Raw genomic sequence first — 18,925 nt, 5'->3', positions numbered from 1 at the left:
AACTTATACATGGGATTTATTTACTAAAATATATTTAACTCATCTTTTATTATTCTACTAAGACACTATTGCCTTCACGAGTAATAACCAGATCCGAAAAATAACCATCCGATTTGTGTCCAGTCCAAAAACCTATTTTGCCACCTGTATTCGGATGAAGAGATTCAACAATAAGAGCAGGATTAGGATCTCCATTTATAAAGGTTTTAATGTTGTTATTATGAATAATAATTTTGACATGAAACCAGTCATTAGGATCGACGGGGATTGACAAAGGAGCTTCATACTTATCCGGAAAATTCTCCCTTAAATAAGGCCAATCATTTTCAGGGACTGCAATGTACTGTACAGCATGTTTTCTTCTTATTGGATCTTTGGCATGAAAATTAAACGGACGAAAATAAACTGCTTCATATATGCTATCACGCATGCCATGAAAGGCAATTCCTACAAAACTCTCCTGTAAAACATCCTTTCCTTTTACATCAAATTCAATTATCCCATTTTGAAATTCAATTCCTTTTATCCAAGCAATACCAGGATAAGGTTGAGCCTTTACATTCACGATCGGCCTATTATGCTGATCTTTTAAAACAACTATTGTTCTATTGATCACTTCTAATGCCTGATGCGAGAGAACTGGTTTAAGAATAATTTCTTGTGCACGGGTGCTTAACGTAAGACTGATAAAAGTTATGATACATAGAAAAATTTTAAATCTATTCATCTTTAACATGTGTTAGGGTTTGAAATTTATATTTAATTAATTTATTGTTCGGCAACTAAGATATTTATATGCTGGATAAGTTGTATATTCAAAGCCATTCAAGTCATTTCAAGATTGATCACAAGAAATATATGTTTAAAAATCAACAGGTTATAGATAAATGCAAAGAACTGATCGAAAACAAACTTGGTTGGGGAAATAGCTCTTTGTGGCAATCTCAAGATTTTGAGAATCTGAGCAATCTGATATTCGAGCAGACCAATGTCATGCTAAGTGCCAGTACTTTAAAACGTATTTGGGGTAAAATTCAATATAATAGTACTCCAAATTTGAGTACACTGGATGCTCTAGCAAAGTTTGCTGATTTTCCTAACTGGCGATCTTTTACAAATTCGTTAAATATAAGCCATACTCCAATAAATCGTAAAAAATATGATTTCAAGCATCCTTTCTTTCTTGCTTTTTTAATCTTAGCATGTACACTGTTGATCAGCTTTGCATTCTTCATTAAAGATGCTAAAAAACTAATCTATAGTCAGATCACTTTTTCCAGTAGACCTGTCACCTTTGGCGTGCCAAATACAGTGATATTCAAATACAATGTGAGCAAAAGTAATGCGGACAGTGTTTTTATCCAACAAAGCTGGGATCCTAAAAGAAGATTTAAAGTAGATAAAAATAAACATGAATATACGAGTACCTATTACATGCCTGGCTATTACCGAGCTAAATTGATTCTCAATGATTCGATCGTTCGTGAACATGATATTCTGATAGAATCTAAAGATTGGATGGGAATGCTTCGTAGGGAACCAATACTCATTTACTTACCAGAAAAGACGGTTAATCATGGCGATTGGGTTGGGATTAAAGAAAGTGATTTAAAGAATGAGCAATTGGATAATCAAAAAGAAGTACCAACGCTTATTCTTACTCATGTAAGTAAAAAATTCAATGTTTCCAGTGAAAATTTTGCATTAAAGCTTGAACTACAAAATACTGCTAACCATTACAATAATCCTTGCAAACAAGCAAGTATTATGTTATTAGGAACTGAAGGTGTGATTACCATTCCTTTATCAACACCAGGATGTGTTGGGGAACTTAAATTAAGGATTGGTGAAAAGTTAGTTGATGGGATGACAAATGACTTATCAACATTCTCGACTGATTTTAAAAAACCAGTACAAATCAGCTGTATTTCAAAATCAAAATCTATAAAAATTGATTTGAATGGAACGAAGATTTATGAAGATCGTTTTGCAAAAAGTATTGGTAAAATTGTAGGTGCACGTGTTTCCTTTCAAGGAACAGGTTATATAAAATCTTTTGATCTCAAAAATATATAGAATTAGTATATCCCCAGACAAATGGATCGATTATAAATCGATAAGATAATATCTACAAAATAGATATTAAAATCTATTCGAACCTGATAAATAAAAAATTATGTTGAGAATACATTACCCAATTCAAAATCGATTACTTTGGAAAACAAATAAGTCAATTATTCGTTGAAAGAAAATAGGCTTAGATACAAATAAATTAAAATCATGAAAAAAAGCATCATCATTATCTTGTGTTTAAGTACAATCTTATGCTTCTTTAATTCTTGTATTTCAAGATTAAGCCGCCCCGCTATCACAGGCTATATTTATGATTATGACAACAAGCCTATCCCTGGCTGTAAAGTTGGAGAAACACATACTGATGAAAACGGAAAATTTTATTTAAAAGAAATCAGGTCAAGTAGATTTTTATTATCAGAGATCATGGTTATGGAGGCTCCGCCTTTATTTTTTGAATTGGATATAGAAAAGCCAGGTTATCAAAGTTATAGCAAAGATTTTTTTAGCAGATATGGTGGCGGTAGAACAAAGGGTGCCATAGACAATCTAGATACCCTATATATTAAACGTATAAGTGAAGTAATCCAACCTGAAGATTATATTTACGACAACTGGCAATTTGTTGCAAATAAAAATCTCGATACCTTATTTGGGATCAATAAAAATTATCGTCTTCAAAACCCAATCACCAATAATCCTAATTTTGACAACAAATTCAATGGCGGATTACTCCATCGATTTGAGAATCCGGTCAAACCCGATACGGCATGGAGTCCCGAATCTTATGATATAGAAACTTCTTATTTAATTAAATTAAGCAAAGATGGAACCTATAAAGGAAAAAAAACAATTACATATCAAAATGCATGGCGTCACCGTAAGGAATACGATCGCATGTACCGGGAGTCTTATACCATTCCCAATAATCAGCAAACGACTAAGGGAAGATTTAAATTTTCAAAGAATATGATCCATTTCGACAGTGCATTTTATCCATCAAACAATTTATATAAAATTGATTCCATAGATCGAGATATCATGATCTTAACGAGAATTGAAAGTAAATAAACACGATCCATACCTTTATTCATGATGCCATTATTAAATGATGATAATAGATAATCAAACCCAATATTTAAAAATTACCATATCCATTGATTATTACTCCTATCGTACTACTAACGTTATGGTAAACAACCATTTTTAATACACTCTTCATTAAAAGGCTATTGGAATCAATTGGAAGATAATACAATCTCTTAAAAAACCATGACCTGTTAGGTATTCTACTACTTTTGCTGTATCTTAATTGCTTAAATTTTTTATTTTCATGCTATTCATAAACTATACAGCATTTTACAGGGAAAAATGTATCGAAATATTTAAAAGTAATTTACCGATCTTTTTTGACCAGCAAGAGTTGCCATTATTTGAAAACTTTTTAGATCACCATACTCATGAAAATTACTACCTGATTAAAGAAGGTGAGCAGATATTAGCCTGTGGAGGAATTTTTATTGACGAAATAAAAGGCGAAGCCAGTCTAGCATGGGGAATGGTGCATGCCCAGCATCATAAAAAAGGAATAGGTAAACTCCTTACTCAATATAGGCTAGAGATCATGAAAAACTGCTACCCGAATAAAACATATGTATTGGAAACCTCACAGCATACTGCAGCATTTTACGAAAAAAATGGATTTCATACCATAGCTATTGTACAGGATGGTTTTGGAAAGGGAATAGATCAATGTTTCATGAAGATGGAAAAATAGACTACTTGGTGCTTAATGATTAATCAATTAAATCTATGCTCACAATAGTTAATGATTTCAAATAACCAATCTCCGACCTAACACACAAAATGGAACCAATAAGTAGCATAATCATATCTACAATAATCTGCTTAAACAATCTACTTATCGTTGGTATCTTAAAAACCTAACTGCAATTGCATATTTGATGAAACTTTTACATATTTGTATATAAATAGCAGTTTTAACCGAACTAACCTTAACTACATATTGTGTAAAATATTAAAAAATAAATGAATTGTAAAAACTGCAACACCGAAGTCTTTCAAAACTATTGTCCAAATTGTGGACAACCCGCAATCCTTAAAAGAATTGATAGACACTACATTACGCACCAAATCGAGCATGTTTTACATTTCGAAAGAGGGATTTTATATACGATAAGAGAATTACTAACCAAACCCGGTGATAATGTCAGGCATTATATTTCAGAAAATCGTGCTCGACTTGTAAAACCAATCATATTTATTATTGTAACTTCTCTTATTTATTCGTTGATTAATGGTTTTTTCCATATAGAAGACGGCTATATAAATTATCAAGAAATCGAGCAAACAACGACAGGAAAAATTTTTACTTGGGTGCAAGCTCACTATGGTTATTCCAATATTATACTTGGAATATTCATTGCTTTCTGGGTTAAAATATTTTTTAAAAACTATAACTACAATTTATTTGAGATTCTAATCTTACTTTGTTTTGTCATGGGGATAGAAATGCTCATTTTTGCATGTTGCGCACTCTTGCAAGCTTTAATAAAAATTGACATCATGCAATATGGAGGCATTATTGGAATTGCATATTTCAGTTGGGCTATTGGACAATTTTTTGACAAGAAACTCAGTAATTATCTAAAAGGATTTGCTGCATATATGTTAGGGGTCGTGAGTGCTGCAATTTTAGCTGTTGCAATAGGAACATTAATTGACATACTTATAAAACATTAACATATGGAAAATAAAAAAGCATCATCCTTTATTTTTGGTATTATAGCGATCATAATTGGGGTAAGATTATATAAAGAATTCGACTTTGAAAATCTAAAATTTGAGAAACCAGCACTAGCTATTGTTTACAGCGTTGTCTTTATATTTTCCATTTACATACTCGGGAAAAATCTAAAGAACAAACTTAAAAACAAAAATAAAGATCAAAATATCGTTTAGAAGCTGATGATCATTCTAAATAATAAGAAAGAGCAAAGTTCAATAATCGAGATATTATTGAACTTTGCTATAAAAAATGTATCTTCTACTCATGAAGGATCGCGAAATTCTTAGACGACATATCGATCAAACTATTCAACTCAACGATGAACAGTTTGATTACTTCTTTTCTTTTTTTAAACCCGTATCATTTAAGAAGAAACAATCCATCATCCAAATTGGTGATGATGTACCATGCGAGTATTTTGTTTTAAATGGCTGTCTTAAAACATTTTTTGTTAATGATGAACAAAAGATGCACATCCTACAATTTGCAACAAAAACCTGGTGGGCATCTGATTATAATGCGTTACATAACAATAAAAAAGCAACAGTTAATCTGGATTGTGTAAGTGATGCAGATACCCTTTGCCTGTTTAGTGAAGACCGAGAAAAAGTGTGCAAAGAAATACACGAAGTGGAAACTTTTCTAAGGTGGCGTTCCAATAAGGGTTATATAGGTTTACAAAAAAGAATCCTCTCCTTACTTAACAACGATGCCCGAAGTCGGTATGAAGAATTGATGCAACAATATCCAGAACTCTACAACCTGGTTCCAAAGCATTTAATTGCGGCGTATCTTGGTGTATCCCGCGAAACCCTCAGCCGCCTGTATTATGCCAGATAGGATGATATATGTCACCAAAACAAACATTCTTTAAAATGTGATGTATATCACATAAGGGTTCGATAATTTATACCCTATTTTGTGATATCATTTAAAAAATTTTAAAGATGGAAAAAGAAAATTTGAAAGTATTAGTCGTACTTACCTCTCATGATCAACTTGGAGATACAGGAAATAAAACAGGTTTTTGGATCGAAGAATTTGCTGCACCCTACTATGTTATGGCTGATGCAGGAGTCGATGTGACAATCGCTTCTCCAAAAGGGGGACAACCTCCGATAGATCCTAAAAGCGCACTTCCAGAATTCCAGACTGAAGCGACAAGACGATTTGATGGGGACAAAGAATTACAAGCTAAATTGGCCAATAGCATGATATTGAGTGAAGTAGAAGAACAGGATTACGATGCTATTTTTTATCCCGGAGGACATGGCCCACTTTGGGATTTGGCGAATGATAAAACCTCTATAACACTTATAGAAGATTTTTGGAAAAACAATAAGCCTGTTGCCGCGGTATGTCATGCTCCTGGTGTATTCCGGTTTGTTAAAGACAGCGATGGTATCCCATTAGTAAAAGGTAAAAAAGTTACTGGATTTTCGAATTCTGAAGAAGAGGCTGTTCAATTGACAGATGTTGTTCCCTTCTTAGTAGAAGATGAACTTATAAAACTTGGTGGTGATTATAGTAAAGGAGAAGATTGGGGTAGTTATGTTTTAAAAGATGGCAATTTGATCACAGGTCAAAATCCAGGTTCTTCAGAAGAAACGGCTAAGGAATTACTCGCCCTATTATCGAAATAGATATTAATGCAATACAGTTTTAAACTATTAATCAACGGATTGATCCCTTAGGGCCAATCCGTTTTCTATTTCTCGTATATAAGACTAGTTTTTTTATTTCACAAAAGTCACCTTAGAACCTCGACCCGTTTCATATGTAGCTGAAATAGCAACATTTGACATAAGTTTTAATTATACTTTCTAAAAAACAGAAAGAGCAGCAAATTCTTTACTACCAGACCCAGTAACAGATGGGTACCTAGAAATCATCTATCTATCTTTTTTATATTGGCAGGGACCTACAACTACTCTATCATTCTTTTACATTGGCATTAGTTCATTTTTCATCATCAAACCACCCTATTTGCATCTGTAAAGTGGAAATATCTATTTGAACATCAAATTATATTAAGGAGAGCCATCTAATTGACAAATTTAGGTAGGATGATCTTGTTTACTAGAACAGCAATTCTAAAAGAAAAACCATCCAAATATTCGTCACAATGGAATAAGATCTATGGATAATTATCCCAAATTACAGTACAAATTCGAAATCATAACCATAAAGAATATAATGAAAAAATGATCGAAATGTTAAAAAACCTTAAAAAACGCACATACCATATATCATGTTAAAAAAGATTTAAATAAAAATATTCACATAAATATCACTGTAAATCAACTATTTACAACACCACTTATTATATCAAGTTTGTTACAATTATAAATTTAGTTCAATTCGTGCTAATTATTGAGGCATGTCTTTTGTAAATACCAAATCGTAATATTTTTATTACAAAGGTAAGTTTGTCATTTGTATCTAAGATCAAATGCATTAACACACACTAAATAATATAGGATATGAATTACATGGAAGAAGTTCTCACTCCTACAAAGGAGGTTAAGGTGCTAGTAAAGCCAGCTGTATTAAATTCAAACGAGCAGCAATTAAAACAACAAAAAAACAGTTTGTTACGCAAATCAATTCAATATGGTCTCAAAGAGTATAGTATATGGGGCATAACATTTTTGATTTTATTAACGTCAGTATTTGGCCTATATATGCTTCAGACAGAATTCGAAGCATTACGTTTTGAACGTCTAGATAGCATTGGCGGAACTATAATTATTGGATTCGGTATTTTCCTTTTACTATCCAGTATCAGTTTCTTGGTCTATTTAATAATTTTACATACAAAATATAAGCCTATTGCCTCTGTATCTGATGAAGAATTGCCTTCATGTACAGTTATAGTACCAGCTTACAATGAAGGACATCTTGTCTATGATACTTTACGTAGTCTTGCTAATAGCGATTATCCTGGTCACAAGCTCCAATTAATAGCAATCGATGATGGTAGTAAAGATGATACATTCTCGTGGATACAACGCGCTAAAGCAGAGTTGGGTGATCGCGTCGAAATTTATCAACAACCTAAGAATATGGGAAAACGACATGCGCTTTACCGTGGTTTCAAATTAGGTAAAGGTGATATATTCATTACTGTTGATAGTGATTCTGTGGTAAAAAAAGATACACTTAGAAATATGGCCTCTCCTTTTGTGAAAAATAAAGATTGTGGTGCTGTTGCTGGAAATGTTCGTGTACTCAATAATAAAAAAGCTATAATACCACGCATGCTTAGTGTGAGTTTTATATTCAGTTTTGAATTTGTCCGCTCCGCACAAAGTGTATTAGGTTCGGTCATGTGTACACCGGGGGCTTTATCAGCATATCGAAAAGATGCCGTCATGACTTGTTTAGAAGATTGGATGAATCAAACATTCATGAATCAACCTTCGGATATTGGAGAAGACAGGGCTATGACCAACATGATTTTGAAACAAGGTTTCCATGTTTTGTTTCAATCCAATGCATATGTCTATACCGATACTCCTGTACGTTATAAAAACTTATATAAGATGTTTATTCGTTGGGAAAGAAGTAATGTGCGTGAAAATATTATGATGAGCCGTTTTGCTTTTACTAATTTCCGTGAAGGCAAAAAATTAGGAACGCGTATTTTATTACTTATGCAATGGAAAAAAGTATTGCTTTCCTATCCGCTGCTTTTGTTAATGATGTGGACAATATTTCATTATCCTTTAATGTTCTTGAGTTCAACTTTTGTAGGAATACTAATTTTTTCAAGTATTCAAGCATTCTTCTTTGCCTCAAAAAGTGACAATAAAAAAGAAGCATTTTGGGCTTATACTTACAGTATATTCTATACATTCTCTCTATTCTGGATTACTCCATATGCAATTGCTACAGCAGGACGCAGCGGATGGTTGACAAGAGGGTAACTCCAGTAAATAATAATATTCCATGTATCATATTTAATTAATATGATTACGATTTGGGCAAGGTTATGCGTTTTCGCATAATGCTTGCCCTTTCGGTATTTAATACAATCCCTAAGCCATTTTAGTAAGTAATTTATCATACACAATCTTGATACATGAATGAACATGATAAACCATCTATGACAATCGGATATGACCATTTTAGAAGGGTAGAATATCTATTTTTAATCCACCATGATACTCTGGCCACATCACTATAACATGATCAAAAGTATTAATCTAACCGTTCTAATTTAATGAACACTATATTGAAATGAAAATTTCGGGGAAGAAAGATCGAAACTGATAAAAGCACAGAAAATTGTTTAAAAATGGAAATTTATGAAGAATTGGCAAATGAAATTTCAATCCATCATGAGATGACTAGTGTCGCCTATCAAAATCCAAAATTTTCACTCAGACTCTACCCCTTTATTTGTAAATGGCAATGAGGCACTTTCTCAACACATCCAAGTAAATTCAGCATACCGTAGATTGCAAAACTAAGACATGCCAAAGTAGATATATCCATAGGAAAGGAGCATCTACAAATTATAACCAATTGATAATATCAGCACGTATTAATCATGCTTAGGCATGTTGTGAATAATTGGATCCATTATACTCCTTGTACTGAACCAATGTGACTCAAAACATAGCATAAAGGCTAGGTATATATTGTTGAAAATGGTATTAAGAAATTAATACAGGAATTTTATTAAAAATAATATATCCATCATATTACTATTTGAGATAAAATAATATGTTTTGAATAAAAAAAGAAAGTTATTTTATTTGCTTTTGTTATCCTTCGTACTCGCTAATGCCCAAGCAATAAGTACGGGTTGAAAGAACAGTCGTGCAAATCTTTTAGCATTGGTATCGAGACCAAAGGCATCACGTTTTTCTACATATTGGGCGATATTGCCAGGAAACACAGATGTAAAAAATCCAGCCGCTATTTGACCAACAGTTTCTCTATGTTTTTCATTTGTAAAAATTAGAGCAGCACCTAAAGAAATTTCCGCTAGTCCAGAAAACACCACCGTATCATCTTTTTTAAGAGGAACCCAATTAGGCACCTGAGCCCGAAATTTTTTACGAGCAAATGTTAGATGTGAGATACCAGCAGTCATTAAAAACGTACCGAGAGCAATTCTGCTTATCTTTTGAAAATAGGATTGATTCATCAGCATATTATTTATTTTATCAATATCGATCAGTATAGGTACAACCGACAATGGGAAAAGGTTTTTTATAATGACAATATTTTTAAAACTCCACAGAAAGTCTCTATTTTGACAGTTCCGCAAGTTCATCTTTCGTGAATACATGATCCCCTTTCAAATAACTATTTGCTTCCTTCAGATATTTGAAAATTATTTTTTTACCTTCTTGACTTGGCAATTTTTTAAGATTTTGAACTAAAAAATTTTTATCCACTAATCGATCTTTATGATAATCTAGAAATGAGGGAGCATGTGTTTGGACAGACCATCTTATAAAATGCAGATCAATATTGTCTTTATTTTTTGATATAACAGATTCTAGTCTATTCTTACCTTTTTTAAACTGGCTTAGCTTTGTAAATGGATTGTTCTTATGCTTTGCCCATAATATCTCATATGCTGCGAGATATCCTTGTTCTGTTGCAGTTTTGGCTCCAGATTCTAAGGTTTTTAGATTGTTCTCACAGAGTTTTTTATCTTTAACAGCTACCGAATAGTCAGATCTTATTTTATCAATATCAATTTGACCAAAGCAAATAATTGTACTTAACACAAAAAATACACACACAAAAAAACGTTTTCCCATATTCTCTCCAATTATGATGTTTATATTCCAATTTCTAAGTTTATAAAATGAATGTTGTGCAGCATACCATCAGGTGATATAAGCCTTATGTTGAAAAGGGGACATGGGTCCCCTTTTCATTTAATTCAGTAATTTAAATATACTATATTTATATTCAAACTACAATTACATAATAAAGTCTTGTTTTATAACGATGCGTTATCACGTAACATTTTAATATCATTATGCGCAGCTAGCTGCTTACCCAGTTGGTTCAACACCATATTTTTCACTTCTATTGATAACTGATCAGCATCCTCTTCTAGTGTGTTTTTATAGGTTTCCTTAAAAGCATCTTCTCCTTTTTCACAACTTTCCAATAAGCTTCTCTTATCATTTCCTGAAATATTTACTTTAACATTCATCCACATTCTAAAAAGTTTACCACTCATCATCGTACTTTCCGTTGGTTCCTCACCCTCGAGTTTAACATAAGGTGTTAACTCTTCTATAAATTGTTTTGATTGCTGCATATATTTCCCGAAAATACCACCTAAGCTATCCACTCCCATATTGTTTGCAAGATCAGATGCTGTTTTATATCCTTCTATGCGATCATTGTTGATCTTGATAAGATCATTGATAATTTCTGGATTATTAATTTGATTTTCCATAGCAATTATGTTATTTGAGTTGTAAATCATTGCATTGAAAACAACAACATCAGCAATAGGTTCAGTATTAAATTCATTTCGGGTATTAACACTGCGATAACGTATTTACCTCCAGCAATAAAAAGTGGTTGGGTCGTGGATATAATAATTTCGCTTTTAGACGTCCAACTCAGATCCACTAAAGACATCTTGAAAACATCTATTTGATGAATAGATATTTATACATGAATAAATCATATGAGTAGGAACTCCAATATTTTGATAAGCTTTAATAAGTTTGTTTAGCCCAAGCTTAACCTGCGTCCCTCCCAGCCTATTTAAACAGTAGATATAGTTGACCAGATAAAGATATTCAAGTTATCTTTATTTCGATTATCTCTGGCGCAAAGCGACTACAGATGTCGATTATTCTTTTTTAAATTCAATACAAAAAGTAGTTCCAACATGAAGTTCGCTTTTAACAGTAATTTCAGCATTTAAACGATCAATGATACGCTTGACAATAGAAAGTCCAATACCCGATCCCTCATATCCCTGAGAATTAGGCAATCGCTTAAAGATATCAAATATATTGACGCCTTCTCTAAGGTCCATACCTATGCCATTGTCCTTAATATAATAAAAAACAGAGTTGCCTACGTTCTCACTGGATATCTCAACAAATGGCTTTTGAATCGTACTCCTATATTTAATAGCGTTACCCATCAAATTTAAAAACAATTGATATAGTAACGTTCTTTCTCCTAAAATAGGAATCGTAGGACCAAGCCTAAAGTCAAGATCTACAACACCATACTGTTGCTTACAACTTTCTAAAATACTCAGAATTTTTGTTCGCGGATCGATCAATTCATTCTTGAATGCCACATAGTTAGACTGAGATAATTGGTATACTTTATCCATCATCTCTGTAATCAAACGAGTAGCATCCAAAATATTTTCACCTAATTTATGCAACAGTTCTTTGGAGATGTCATTTTTTAAAAGAATCATTTGTGCTGCAAGCTGTATTGAAGAAAGTGGGTTTTTAAGATCATGTGTCAGCGTATAGCTAAATGTATCTAGTGCATTATTTGATCGAACAAGCTCTTTATTTAAGTTGGCTATTTCGACACTTCGCTGCGCAATGGCCTGCTGTATAATCTGTACGATTCTGCCCATAAACGACAGTTCAGATTGTTTCCATTTCGGAGCATTACCTTTTGTGTGTTCGATCCATGCATCAAACGATGTTCTGGGTGAAGGAAATTTTACATTATTCTCTGGATCATATTTAAATATTTTCTCCGGTTTGCCTGCCCATATCTCTTCATATACATGCTCCTTTCTAAACAAATACATATATACTTTACTCCCAGGCTGAACATTTATTCTGATCACACCTGGAAAGATAATCGGATCTATTATGTGAGCTGGTATATCATAAACAAAATTTGAAGTGGCATATAAATTTTCTTCATGATTTATTAAACTTTGATCGATTTGCGCATGAAGCTCCTCAGTCGGTACATCTCCAAATGATTTACGTCCCCGATCATGTAAAATGATCAACCCATCAGCTTCGGCAATTTTCATAATTTGTGGTGCAAACTTTTCAAGAACAGCATACATATCTGTTTTGATTAGAAGCTCGGACTTGAGGTCAATCTCCATCGCTCCCATGACTTCCTGATTGAACAGATTTATTTTCTGATGTTCCGAAAGATAATAGTTCACGGCATATTGCGTAAGGAAAGCGCCTAAATGTCGTTGCGCAAGGTCAACATGCAGTGGTTGCCGATTTTGACAAGCAACCAATCCCCAAAGCTTTCCATTCATAATAATGGAAAAACTTGCACTAGCGCGCATCCCAGCATTTCGTAGGTACTGCAAATGGATCGGCGATAAAGCTCTGAGACTACATCTTGTAAGATCTAATTCCTTTGGATCTATCCCCTTTACATTAACTGTAGACGCATCAATATCTGCAATATTTCGAGCCAGAAATTTGGTATATAGTGCTCGTGCTTGCTCGGGAATATCAAATTCAGGATATCGATAACCAATGAGAGAAGTCATATCCTCAGAAATGGATTCCGCAATAACCTGACCACTGTGATCTTCAAGGAACTGATAAACCATCACCCGATCAAATCCAATGATTTGTCTTATTAGAACCGTCAAAGATTGCCATGCGCGATCATGCTGTTCTTCCAGGTATTTAGCATAGTAAAATAATCGTGTTTCCTTTAAATGAGTTTCATTACAAGGTTCTATTTCGATATATTTCTTTTCATCATAGCTATATATACTTAAGTAATATTCTATTTTGTCGATCTGGATCCGTTCAACAAAACGTATAAACACCTGCCCGTTGATCTGACGCTCTATTTCTGCAAGATTCCATTCCGTTTCTTGAGACAGTAAACTTAATATATCTTCAATTTGTAAACCCAATACTTGATCTATAGTCCTATTTAAAAGATCTGTTATATTTTCACTAATAGCCACACAACCACTATTGTTAAAAACAAAAAGAAATCCTCCAAACTGAATCTTACCACATAAATGTATTTCTTCTTGATGACACTCCAATTGACGCATAAATTGCTAATTTTTAAAATTTATTGTGGTAATCTTAAGAAACTATTTAAGAGGTAAGGCTATATTATAAATTAAGCATTAACTTTTTCAAATATCAGAAACCAGTGACTAATATAATTAAAAAATCACTAATCAATACACAAACGATCGCTTAAAAACTGAAGATTGAATCCCTTATATTTTATATTTTTCCATGAACTTTTCAATTTATTGAAAAACACGCAGCTCTCCTATTGTTGCGGATATAGTTAAGATGTGAAAAGACAAGATGAATCATTAATTTCATCTACCTATACAACAAAAAAGCCAACTAAACCATTTCCATTTCTGGCTTTTCATGATATTCTTCATTCCATTTTGCCAATTGACACATGATTGGAATCAATGCTTTTCCTTTTTCGGTTAAAGAATACTCGACTCGAGGGGGCAATTCTTTAAACTCCTCTCTAAAAATAACACCATCCTCTTCTAACTCTTTCAACGAGCTTGTCAATACCTTTCTTGATATATGTTCTATCAAAGCATCCAATTGTCCAAAACGTGCTTTTCGATCTCGCAAAGTATAGATGATGACAGGCTTCCATCTTGTTCCTAAAATTCCCATCGAACGCTGCATAGCGCACGAGCAGCTTTTCAAATCAGTTCTTTTCATATACAAATTCTTGAATAGTTACATATAGGTAACTACTTTATACTATTAATAGTTACAAAAGTATACTAATTGAAATATATTTGCAACAATCAAATTTTAAAATAAAAAGATAATGAGTATACAAACACTATTTAATCCATTTCAGTACAAAAAACTCGTTCTGAACAATCGCTTTGTTATGGCACCGATGACAAGAGCATTTTCTATTGATGGTATTCCTGGTGATGATGTCAAAGGTTATTACGAACGTCGTGCTGCTGCTGAAGTTGGATTGATCCTGACAGAAGGTACCGTCATTGACAGACCTTCTTCAAAAAACCTAAAGGATATTCCAAATTTTTATGGTGACCAAGCATTAGCAGCTTGGAAAAATATTGCTGATGCCGTACACCAAAAAGGTGGAAAAATAGCCCCTCAAATATGGCATGTAGGCTATACACCGATGCAATGGACTCCTCCAGCACCTTTTGAAAGTCCAGACTCGATGAGCTTAGCAGATATTGAACATACGATACAAGCTTATGCGCATGCGGCGAAAGCAGCGAAAGATCTAGGATTCGATGCATTTGAAATTCATGGTGCACATGGCTATTTAATTGACCAGTTTTTCTGGGAAGGTATGAATCATAGAACTGACGAATTTGGAGGTAAAACAATCAAAGAAAGATCTAGATTTGCTGTTGAGGTCATAAAAGCGATGCGCCAAGCAGTAGGCCCTGATTTTGTTATTATCCTACGCCTGTCGCAATGGAAACAACAGGATTATACTGCTAAATTGGCTCCAACACCTACATCTTTAGAAGATTGGATCTTACCACTGGTCGATGCTGGAGTAGATATTTTTCATGGTAGCCAACGCCGTTATTGGGAACCGGAATTTGAAGGCAGTGACCTAAATTTTGCAGGTTGGCTGAAAAAAGTCTCTGGACAACCCACTATTACCGTGGGTTCTGTAGGTCTTGATCAAGATTTTGGGGATGTATTTACCAATTCCGAATCAAAATCAGCTCCAGTTGCCTTAGATGAATTGGTTCGCAGATATGAAAGAGGAGATTTTGATCTTGTTGCCGTAGGTAGAGCAATTTTACAAGATCCAAATTGGGTCAAAAAAGTACATGCAGAGAAGTTCGATGAACTGTCGACATTTGAAGCAAAAAGTTTGGGTAGCTTGTCTTAGATCGGTCAAAGCACTAAAAAGGCACTATTCCAAACTAATTTTACATCATGAGTTTATAAAAATTGATTGTTGTGATATCATCAAGTATTTTATCTATAGCATATACAGTCTATAGATAAAATACCGATATTTCCATTCCTAATTGTGTTTTTAAAATAAGTTTTTTATTTCCCTTAACGTATTCATTAACGTAATAAGATGAATATATAAACTTTTGCAAGTCGAGCAATATTCTTATCCTGTTCTATTTATCATGACCTAATTTCATTCCTTTGATATCATATTTGATGTATTCTAACATCTACATGCATAATACCATTACAGCATCATTACAACGAGCCTCCCTCAATCTTAAGATATCAACCTAAATATTCCTATACACCGTTTTTATTAGCTCTTAATACGCTGAGATAAACAAGTCCAAACAAGTTGATGGTATCTGATTATAAATAATTATTTTATAAATTGTTATAATTTCCTATATTCACCATCTTTCTCTTACAAAAACCAACAATACGAACAACCGACTTATATGTTATGCTCCATATGCAAATTTCAACAGCAACTTTCAGTAATACAAAGCCACATTACGCTATACTCGATGGGTTACGAGGAGTGGCAGCGATTACGGTGGTATGTTTTCACATATTTGAAGCTTTTGCAACGAGTCATTTGGATCAGATCATCAATCATGGTTATTTAGCCGTCGATTTTTTCTTTATGCTATCGGGATTTGTGATTGGTTATGCTTATGATGATCGTTGGGCAACAACATCGACCTTAGATTTTATCAAACGCCGAATAATTCGACTCCATCCCATGGTCTTTATAGGTGCGATCATTGGCGCTATTCTATTTTACTTCCAAGGCTGCTCGGTGTGGGATGTTTCTACTGTGAGTATCATGGCTTTGCTCGGTGCGACATTATTAAACGCATTTTTGATCCCGGCAATGCCAGGGCATGAAGTACGCGGTCTAGGTGAAATGTTCCCTTTGAATGGCCCAAGCTGGTCTTTATTTTTTGAATATATCGGAAATATACTCTATGCCTTGATTATCCGAAGATTTTCTACCAAGATTCTTGCAGGTTTAGTCTTTATTGCAGGTTGTGGCTTAGCAACATTTGCAATAGTAGGCCCATACGGAGATCTATGTGCTGGATTCTCGCTGACCGAAATCGAATTTACTGCTGGATTTTTAAGGATGCTATTTTCTTTTTCTGCAGGTTTATTACTCTCACGTGTTTTCAATCCCGTTCATATAAAAAGAGCTTTTTGGATTTGTAGTCTCCTATTAGTTGCTCTTCTTGCCGTACCACGTATTGGCGGAGCAGAGTATTTATGGATCAACGGGCTATATGATACCTTATGCTGTATCTTGATTTTCCCAATATTAGTTTACCTTGGAGCATCTGGAAAAACCAGCGATAAGTTTACAACTCAGATATGTAAATTTTTAGGCGATATTTCGTATCCTTTATATACGGTTCATTATCCTTTTATCTATCTGTATTATGCCTGGGTAAAAAATCATAAACTTACATTTGAAGAGTCATTACCTGGTGCAGCCGCTGTTCTTATTGGAAGTATTATACTCGCTTATATCTGTTTAAAATTTTACGACATACCAGTAAGAAAGTATTTAACAAAACGACTTTTAAAAACTAGTAAATCATCATTAAACAATTCTTAAAAATGCTATATGATTTGATTTTTTTATAAAAAAATCAAATTAATAAACAAAGGTTTTTATCTTTAACTAACAATCAATCAACTACAACCTACCATGAATAAGAAATCATACCATGAAATGAGCAATGAAGAACTAATCAATGCTAAAAAAGTAACAACAATAGCTGCAGTTCTATTGACCGTTATGTTACTTATCCTATTGGGAATGGGAATCTATATTTCCGTAACCAAAAAATTCAGTGCATTGGTAGCTATTCCTTTTGCTTTGTCACCCATCACTATCATTAATTTTAAAAATTTAAAGAAAATCAATCAAGAACTCAAGACAAGAGGAATATCCTAATTTATCAATCATAACTTTCACTTATTTTTATTATAAGCCCCAGTAGATTATATTATCCAAAGTTAGGATCCTGATCTTAAAAATTCAGGATCACTTAGCGTTTTCAAAAATGAAATGATATCTTGTTTTTCTTGATCCGCTAATGGAATCCGATTGCCATTTTCTTTTAAAATAGGATCCAGATTTTCAGCATCTATAACACCTTTATCAAAGTAATCCAACACCTCTAATAAAGTTGCAAACTGTCCGAAGCTGCCATAAGGCGCAGTATATTCAATATTCCTTAAACTAGGAACACGAAAGCTCATATAATCGGAAAGTATCCCCGTCACCCGAGCTCGTCCCGCTTCTTCAGAACTACTGTGTAGCGGAAAGCCCACGTTTCTGAAAGTTTGATCCGTAAAAAGCTCCGTACTATGACAGCTCTGGCATTTCTGTTTAAATATCTGATAACCCTGCGCTTCACTTTTAGTAAATTTCCCCCCCTTATTTCGCATTACTTGATCATATCTACTATTAGCACTGATAAGCGTATAGGCGTACTGAGCAATACTACGATAAATGCGATCAGGTGTAATATGCTCGTCACCAAAGGCTTTTTTAAACATATCTTGATATACCACGTCTCCTCCTAATTTCCCAATAACTTCCACAATAGAAGAATTCATCTCTTCATGTGTTATAATAGGCACCAAAGGTTGCTTTTCTAGCTGCAGAACATTCCCATCCCAATTATAAAACTGCATAAAGGCCATATTTTGTATTGGTGGAGTATTTCTCAGACCGATCCGTCCATAGATACCAATAGCTCTAGGATTTTGATCAGCAAAAGCATGGGCCCTATGGTGACAGCTCGCACAGGATATGCTATTATTTCCGCTTAATTTTTTTTCATTAAATAACTTTTCTCCCAGTTCTGCTCCATATTTTGTTGGCCTATTATTTTTCACACTATTATTTAAAATAGGAAACCCACCAGGAATTTCCAATGAAAGCTCTGGGTTATCAAAAGAAAAGGAAGTTTTATCATCTTCTTTACTACAAGAGAGCAACAATGCGAGCACGACTATAATCCCTACTATTTTTTTCACTTGCATGCCTATTTTTAAATTAAACAATACACGAGCTGCCCAAATCAGCTCATTTGATCAGCTCGTGCTA

Annotated in this window: 18 protein-coding genes; 11 read left to right on the top strand and 7 right to left on the bottom strand. The window is 33.7% G+C overall.

Going from position 1 to position 18,925, the window contains the following annotated elements:
• Positions 1–49: 49 nt before the first annotated feature.
• On the bottom strand, positions 50–727 hold the full coding sequence (locus B3P23_RS14240; protein WP_293927269.1) for a hypothetical protein: 678 nt from the start codon (positions 725–727) through the stop codon (positions 50–52).
• A 131-nt stretch (positions 728–858) separates the two neighbouring features.
• On the opposite strand from B3P23_RS14240, the gene B3P23_RS14235 reads away from it, so the two are divergent.
• From B3P23_RS14235 to B3P23_RS14200, 8 genes are all read left to right on the top strand, one after another.
• Positions 859–2,076 (top strand): hypothetical protein, encoded by a 1,218-nt coding sequence (locus B3P23_RS14235; protein WP_293927266.1) that lies wholly within the window; start codon positions 859–861, stop codon positions 2,074–2,076.
• 204 nt (positions 2,077–2,280) lie between these two features.
• Entirely contained in the window at positions 2,281–3,144 is an 864-nt protein-coding gene (locus tag B3P23_RS14230) for a hypothetical protein (protein ID WP_052627684.1), read from the top strand.
• A gap of 262 nt (positions 3,145–3,406) precedes the next feature.
• Positions 3,407–3,850: a GNAT family N-acetyltransferase gene (locus tag B3P23_RS14225; RefSeq protein ID WP_293927263.1), complete on the top strand. Its 444-nt coding sequence runs from the start codon at positions 3,407–3,409 to the stop codon at positions 3,848–3,850.
• Between the two features lie 272 nt (positions 3,851–4,122).
• The gene (locus tag B3P23_RS14220) at positions 4,123–4,836 is read left to right on the top strand and encodes a DUF3667 domain-containing protein (RefSeq protein ID WP_293927260.1); all 714 of its coding nucleotides are present in this window, start codon (positions 4,123–4,125) and stop codon (positions 4,834–4,836) included.
• A gap of 3 nt (positions 4,837–4,839) precedes the next feature.
• Positions 4,840–5,055 carry a hypothetical protein gene (locus B3P23_RS14215; protein ID WP_045754847.1) on the top strand — a complete coding sequence of 72 codons (216 nt, stop codon included), beginning with the start codon at positions 4,840–4,842 and terminating at the stop codon, positions 5,053–5,055.
• A gap of 76 nt (positions 5,056–5,131) precedes the next feature.
• Positions 5,132–5,722, top strand: coding sequence for a Crp/Fnr family transcriptional regulator (locus B3P23_RS14210; RefSeq protein WP_293927256.1), 591 nt, complete (start codon positions 5,132–5,134; stop codon positions 5,720–5,722).
• Between the two features lie 122 nt (positions 5,723–5,844).
• Complete coding sequence (locus B3P23_RS14205; protein WP_349681569.1) at positions 5,845–6,525, top strand: type 1 glutamine amidotransferase domain-containing protein; 681 nt, start codon at positions 5,845–5,847, stop codon at positions 6,523–6,525.
• 840 nt (positions 6,526–7,365) lie between these two features.
• A complete protein-coding gene (locus B3P23_RS14200; RefSeq protein ID WP_293927252.1) occupies positions 7,366–8,811 on the top strand; it encodes a glycosyltransferase family 2 protein in 1,446 nt (481 codons plus the stop codon).
• A gap of 830 nt (positions 8,812–9,641) precedes the next feature.
• On the opposite strand, the gene B3P23_RS14195 is transcribed toward B3P23_RS14200, so the two are convergent.
• From B3P23_RS14195 to B3P23_RS14175, 5 genes are all read right to left on the bottom strand, one after another.
• A complete protein-coding gene (locus B3P23_RS14195; protein WP_293927250.1) occupies positions 9,642–10,040 on the bottom strand; it encodes a DoxX family protein in 399 nt (132 codons plus the stop codon).
• 103 nt (positions 10,041–10,143) lie between these two features.
• On the bottom strand, positions 10,144–10,665 hold the full coding sequence (locus tag B3P23_RS14190) for a hypothetical protein (RefSeq protein ID WP_293927247.1): 522 nt from the start codon (positions 10,663–10,665) through the stop codon (positions 10,144–10,146).
• Positions 10,666–10,850: 185 nt separating this feature from the next.
• On the bottom strand, positions 10,851–11,318 hold the full coding sequence (locus B3P23_RS14185; protein ID WP_293927244.1) for a ferritin-like domain-containing protein: 468 nt from the start codon (positions 11,316–11,318) through the stop codon (positions 10,851–10,853).
• Positions 11,319–11,723: 405 nt separating this feature from the next.
• Entirely contained in the window at positions 11,724–13,901 is a 2,178-nt protein-coding gene (locus B3P23_RS14180; RefSeq protein ID WP_293927241.1) for an ATP-binding protein, read from the bottom strand.
• Positions 13,902–14,211: 310 nt separating this feature from the next.
• A complete protein-coding gene (locus B3P23_RS14175) occupies positions 14,212–14,553 on the bottom strand; it encodes a winged helix-turn-helix transcriptional regulator (RefSeq protein ID WP_248753118.1) in 342 nt (113 codons plus the stop codon).
• A 112-nt stretch (positions 14,554–14,665) separates the two neighbouring features.
• On the opposite strand from B3P23_RS14175, the gene B3P23_RS14170 reads away from it, so the two are divergent.
• The 3 genes from B3P23_RS14170 (at position 14,666) to B3P23_RS14160 (ending at position 17,764) form a co-directional block, all read left to right on the top strand.
• Positions 14,666–15,730 (top strand): NADH:flavin oxidoreductase, encoded by a 1,065-nt coding sequence (locus B3P23_RS14170; RefSeq protein ID WP_293927238.1) that lies wholly within the window; start codon positions 14,666–14,668, stop codon positions 15,728–15,730.
• A 546-nt stretch (positions 15,731–16,276) separates the two neighbouring features.
• On the top strand, positions 16,277–17,422 hold the full coding sequence (locus B3P23_RS14165) for an acyltransferase (protein WP_349681567.1): 1,146 nt from the start codon (positions 16,277–16,279) through the stop codon (positions 17,420–17,422).
• Positions 17,423–17,515: 93 nt separating this feature from the next.
• On the top strand, positions 17,516–17,764 hold the full coding sequence (locus tag B3P23_RS14160) for a redox-active disulfide protein 2 (RefSeq protein ID WP_248753116.1): 249 nt from the start codon (positions 17,516–17,518) through the stop codon (positions 17,762–17,764).
• A gap of 62 nt (positions 17,765–17,826) precedes the next feature.
• Here B3P23_RS14160 and B3P23_RS14155 read toward each other — a convergent pair whose 3' ends face one another.
• Complete coding sequence (locus B3P23_RS14155) at positions 17,827–18,855, bottom strand: cytochrome-c peroxidase (protein ID WP_293927232.1); 1,029 nt, start codon at positions 18,853–18,855, stop codon at positions 17,827–17,829.
• Between the last annotated feature and the right edge of the window lie 70 nt (positions 18,856–18,925).

The sequence above is a fragment of the Sphingobacterium sp. UBA6320 genome (assembly GCF_002440335.1).
Lineage (GTDB): Bacteria > Bacteroidota > Bacteroidia > Sphingobacteriales > Sphingobacteriaceae > Sphingobacterium.
The sequence above is the reverse complement of the archived record's forward strand: the minus strand, read 5'-3'. Positions and strand labels throughout refer to the sequence as shown.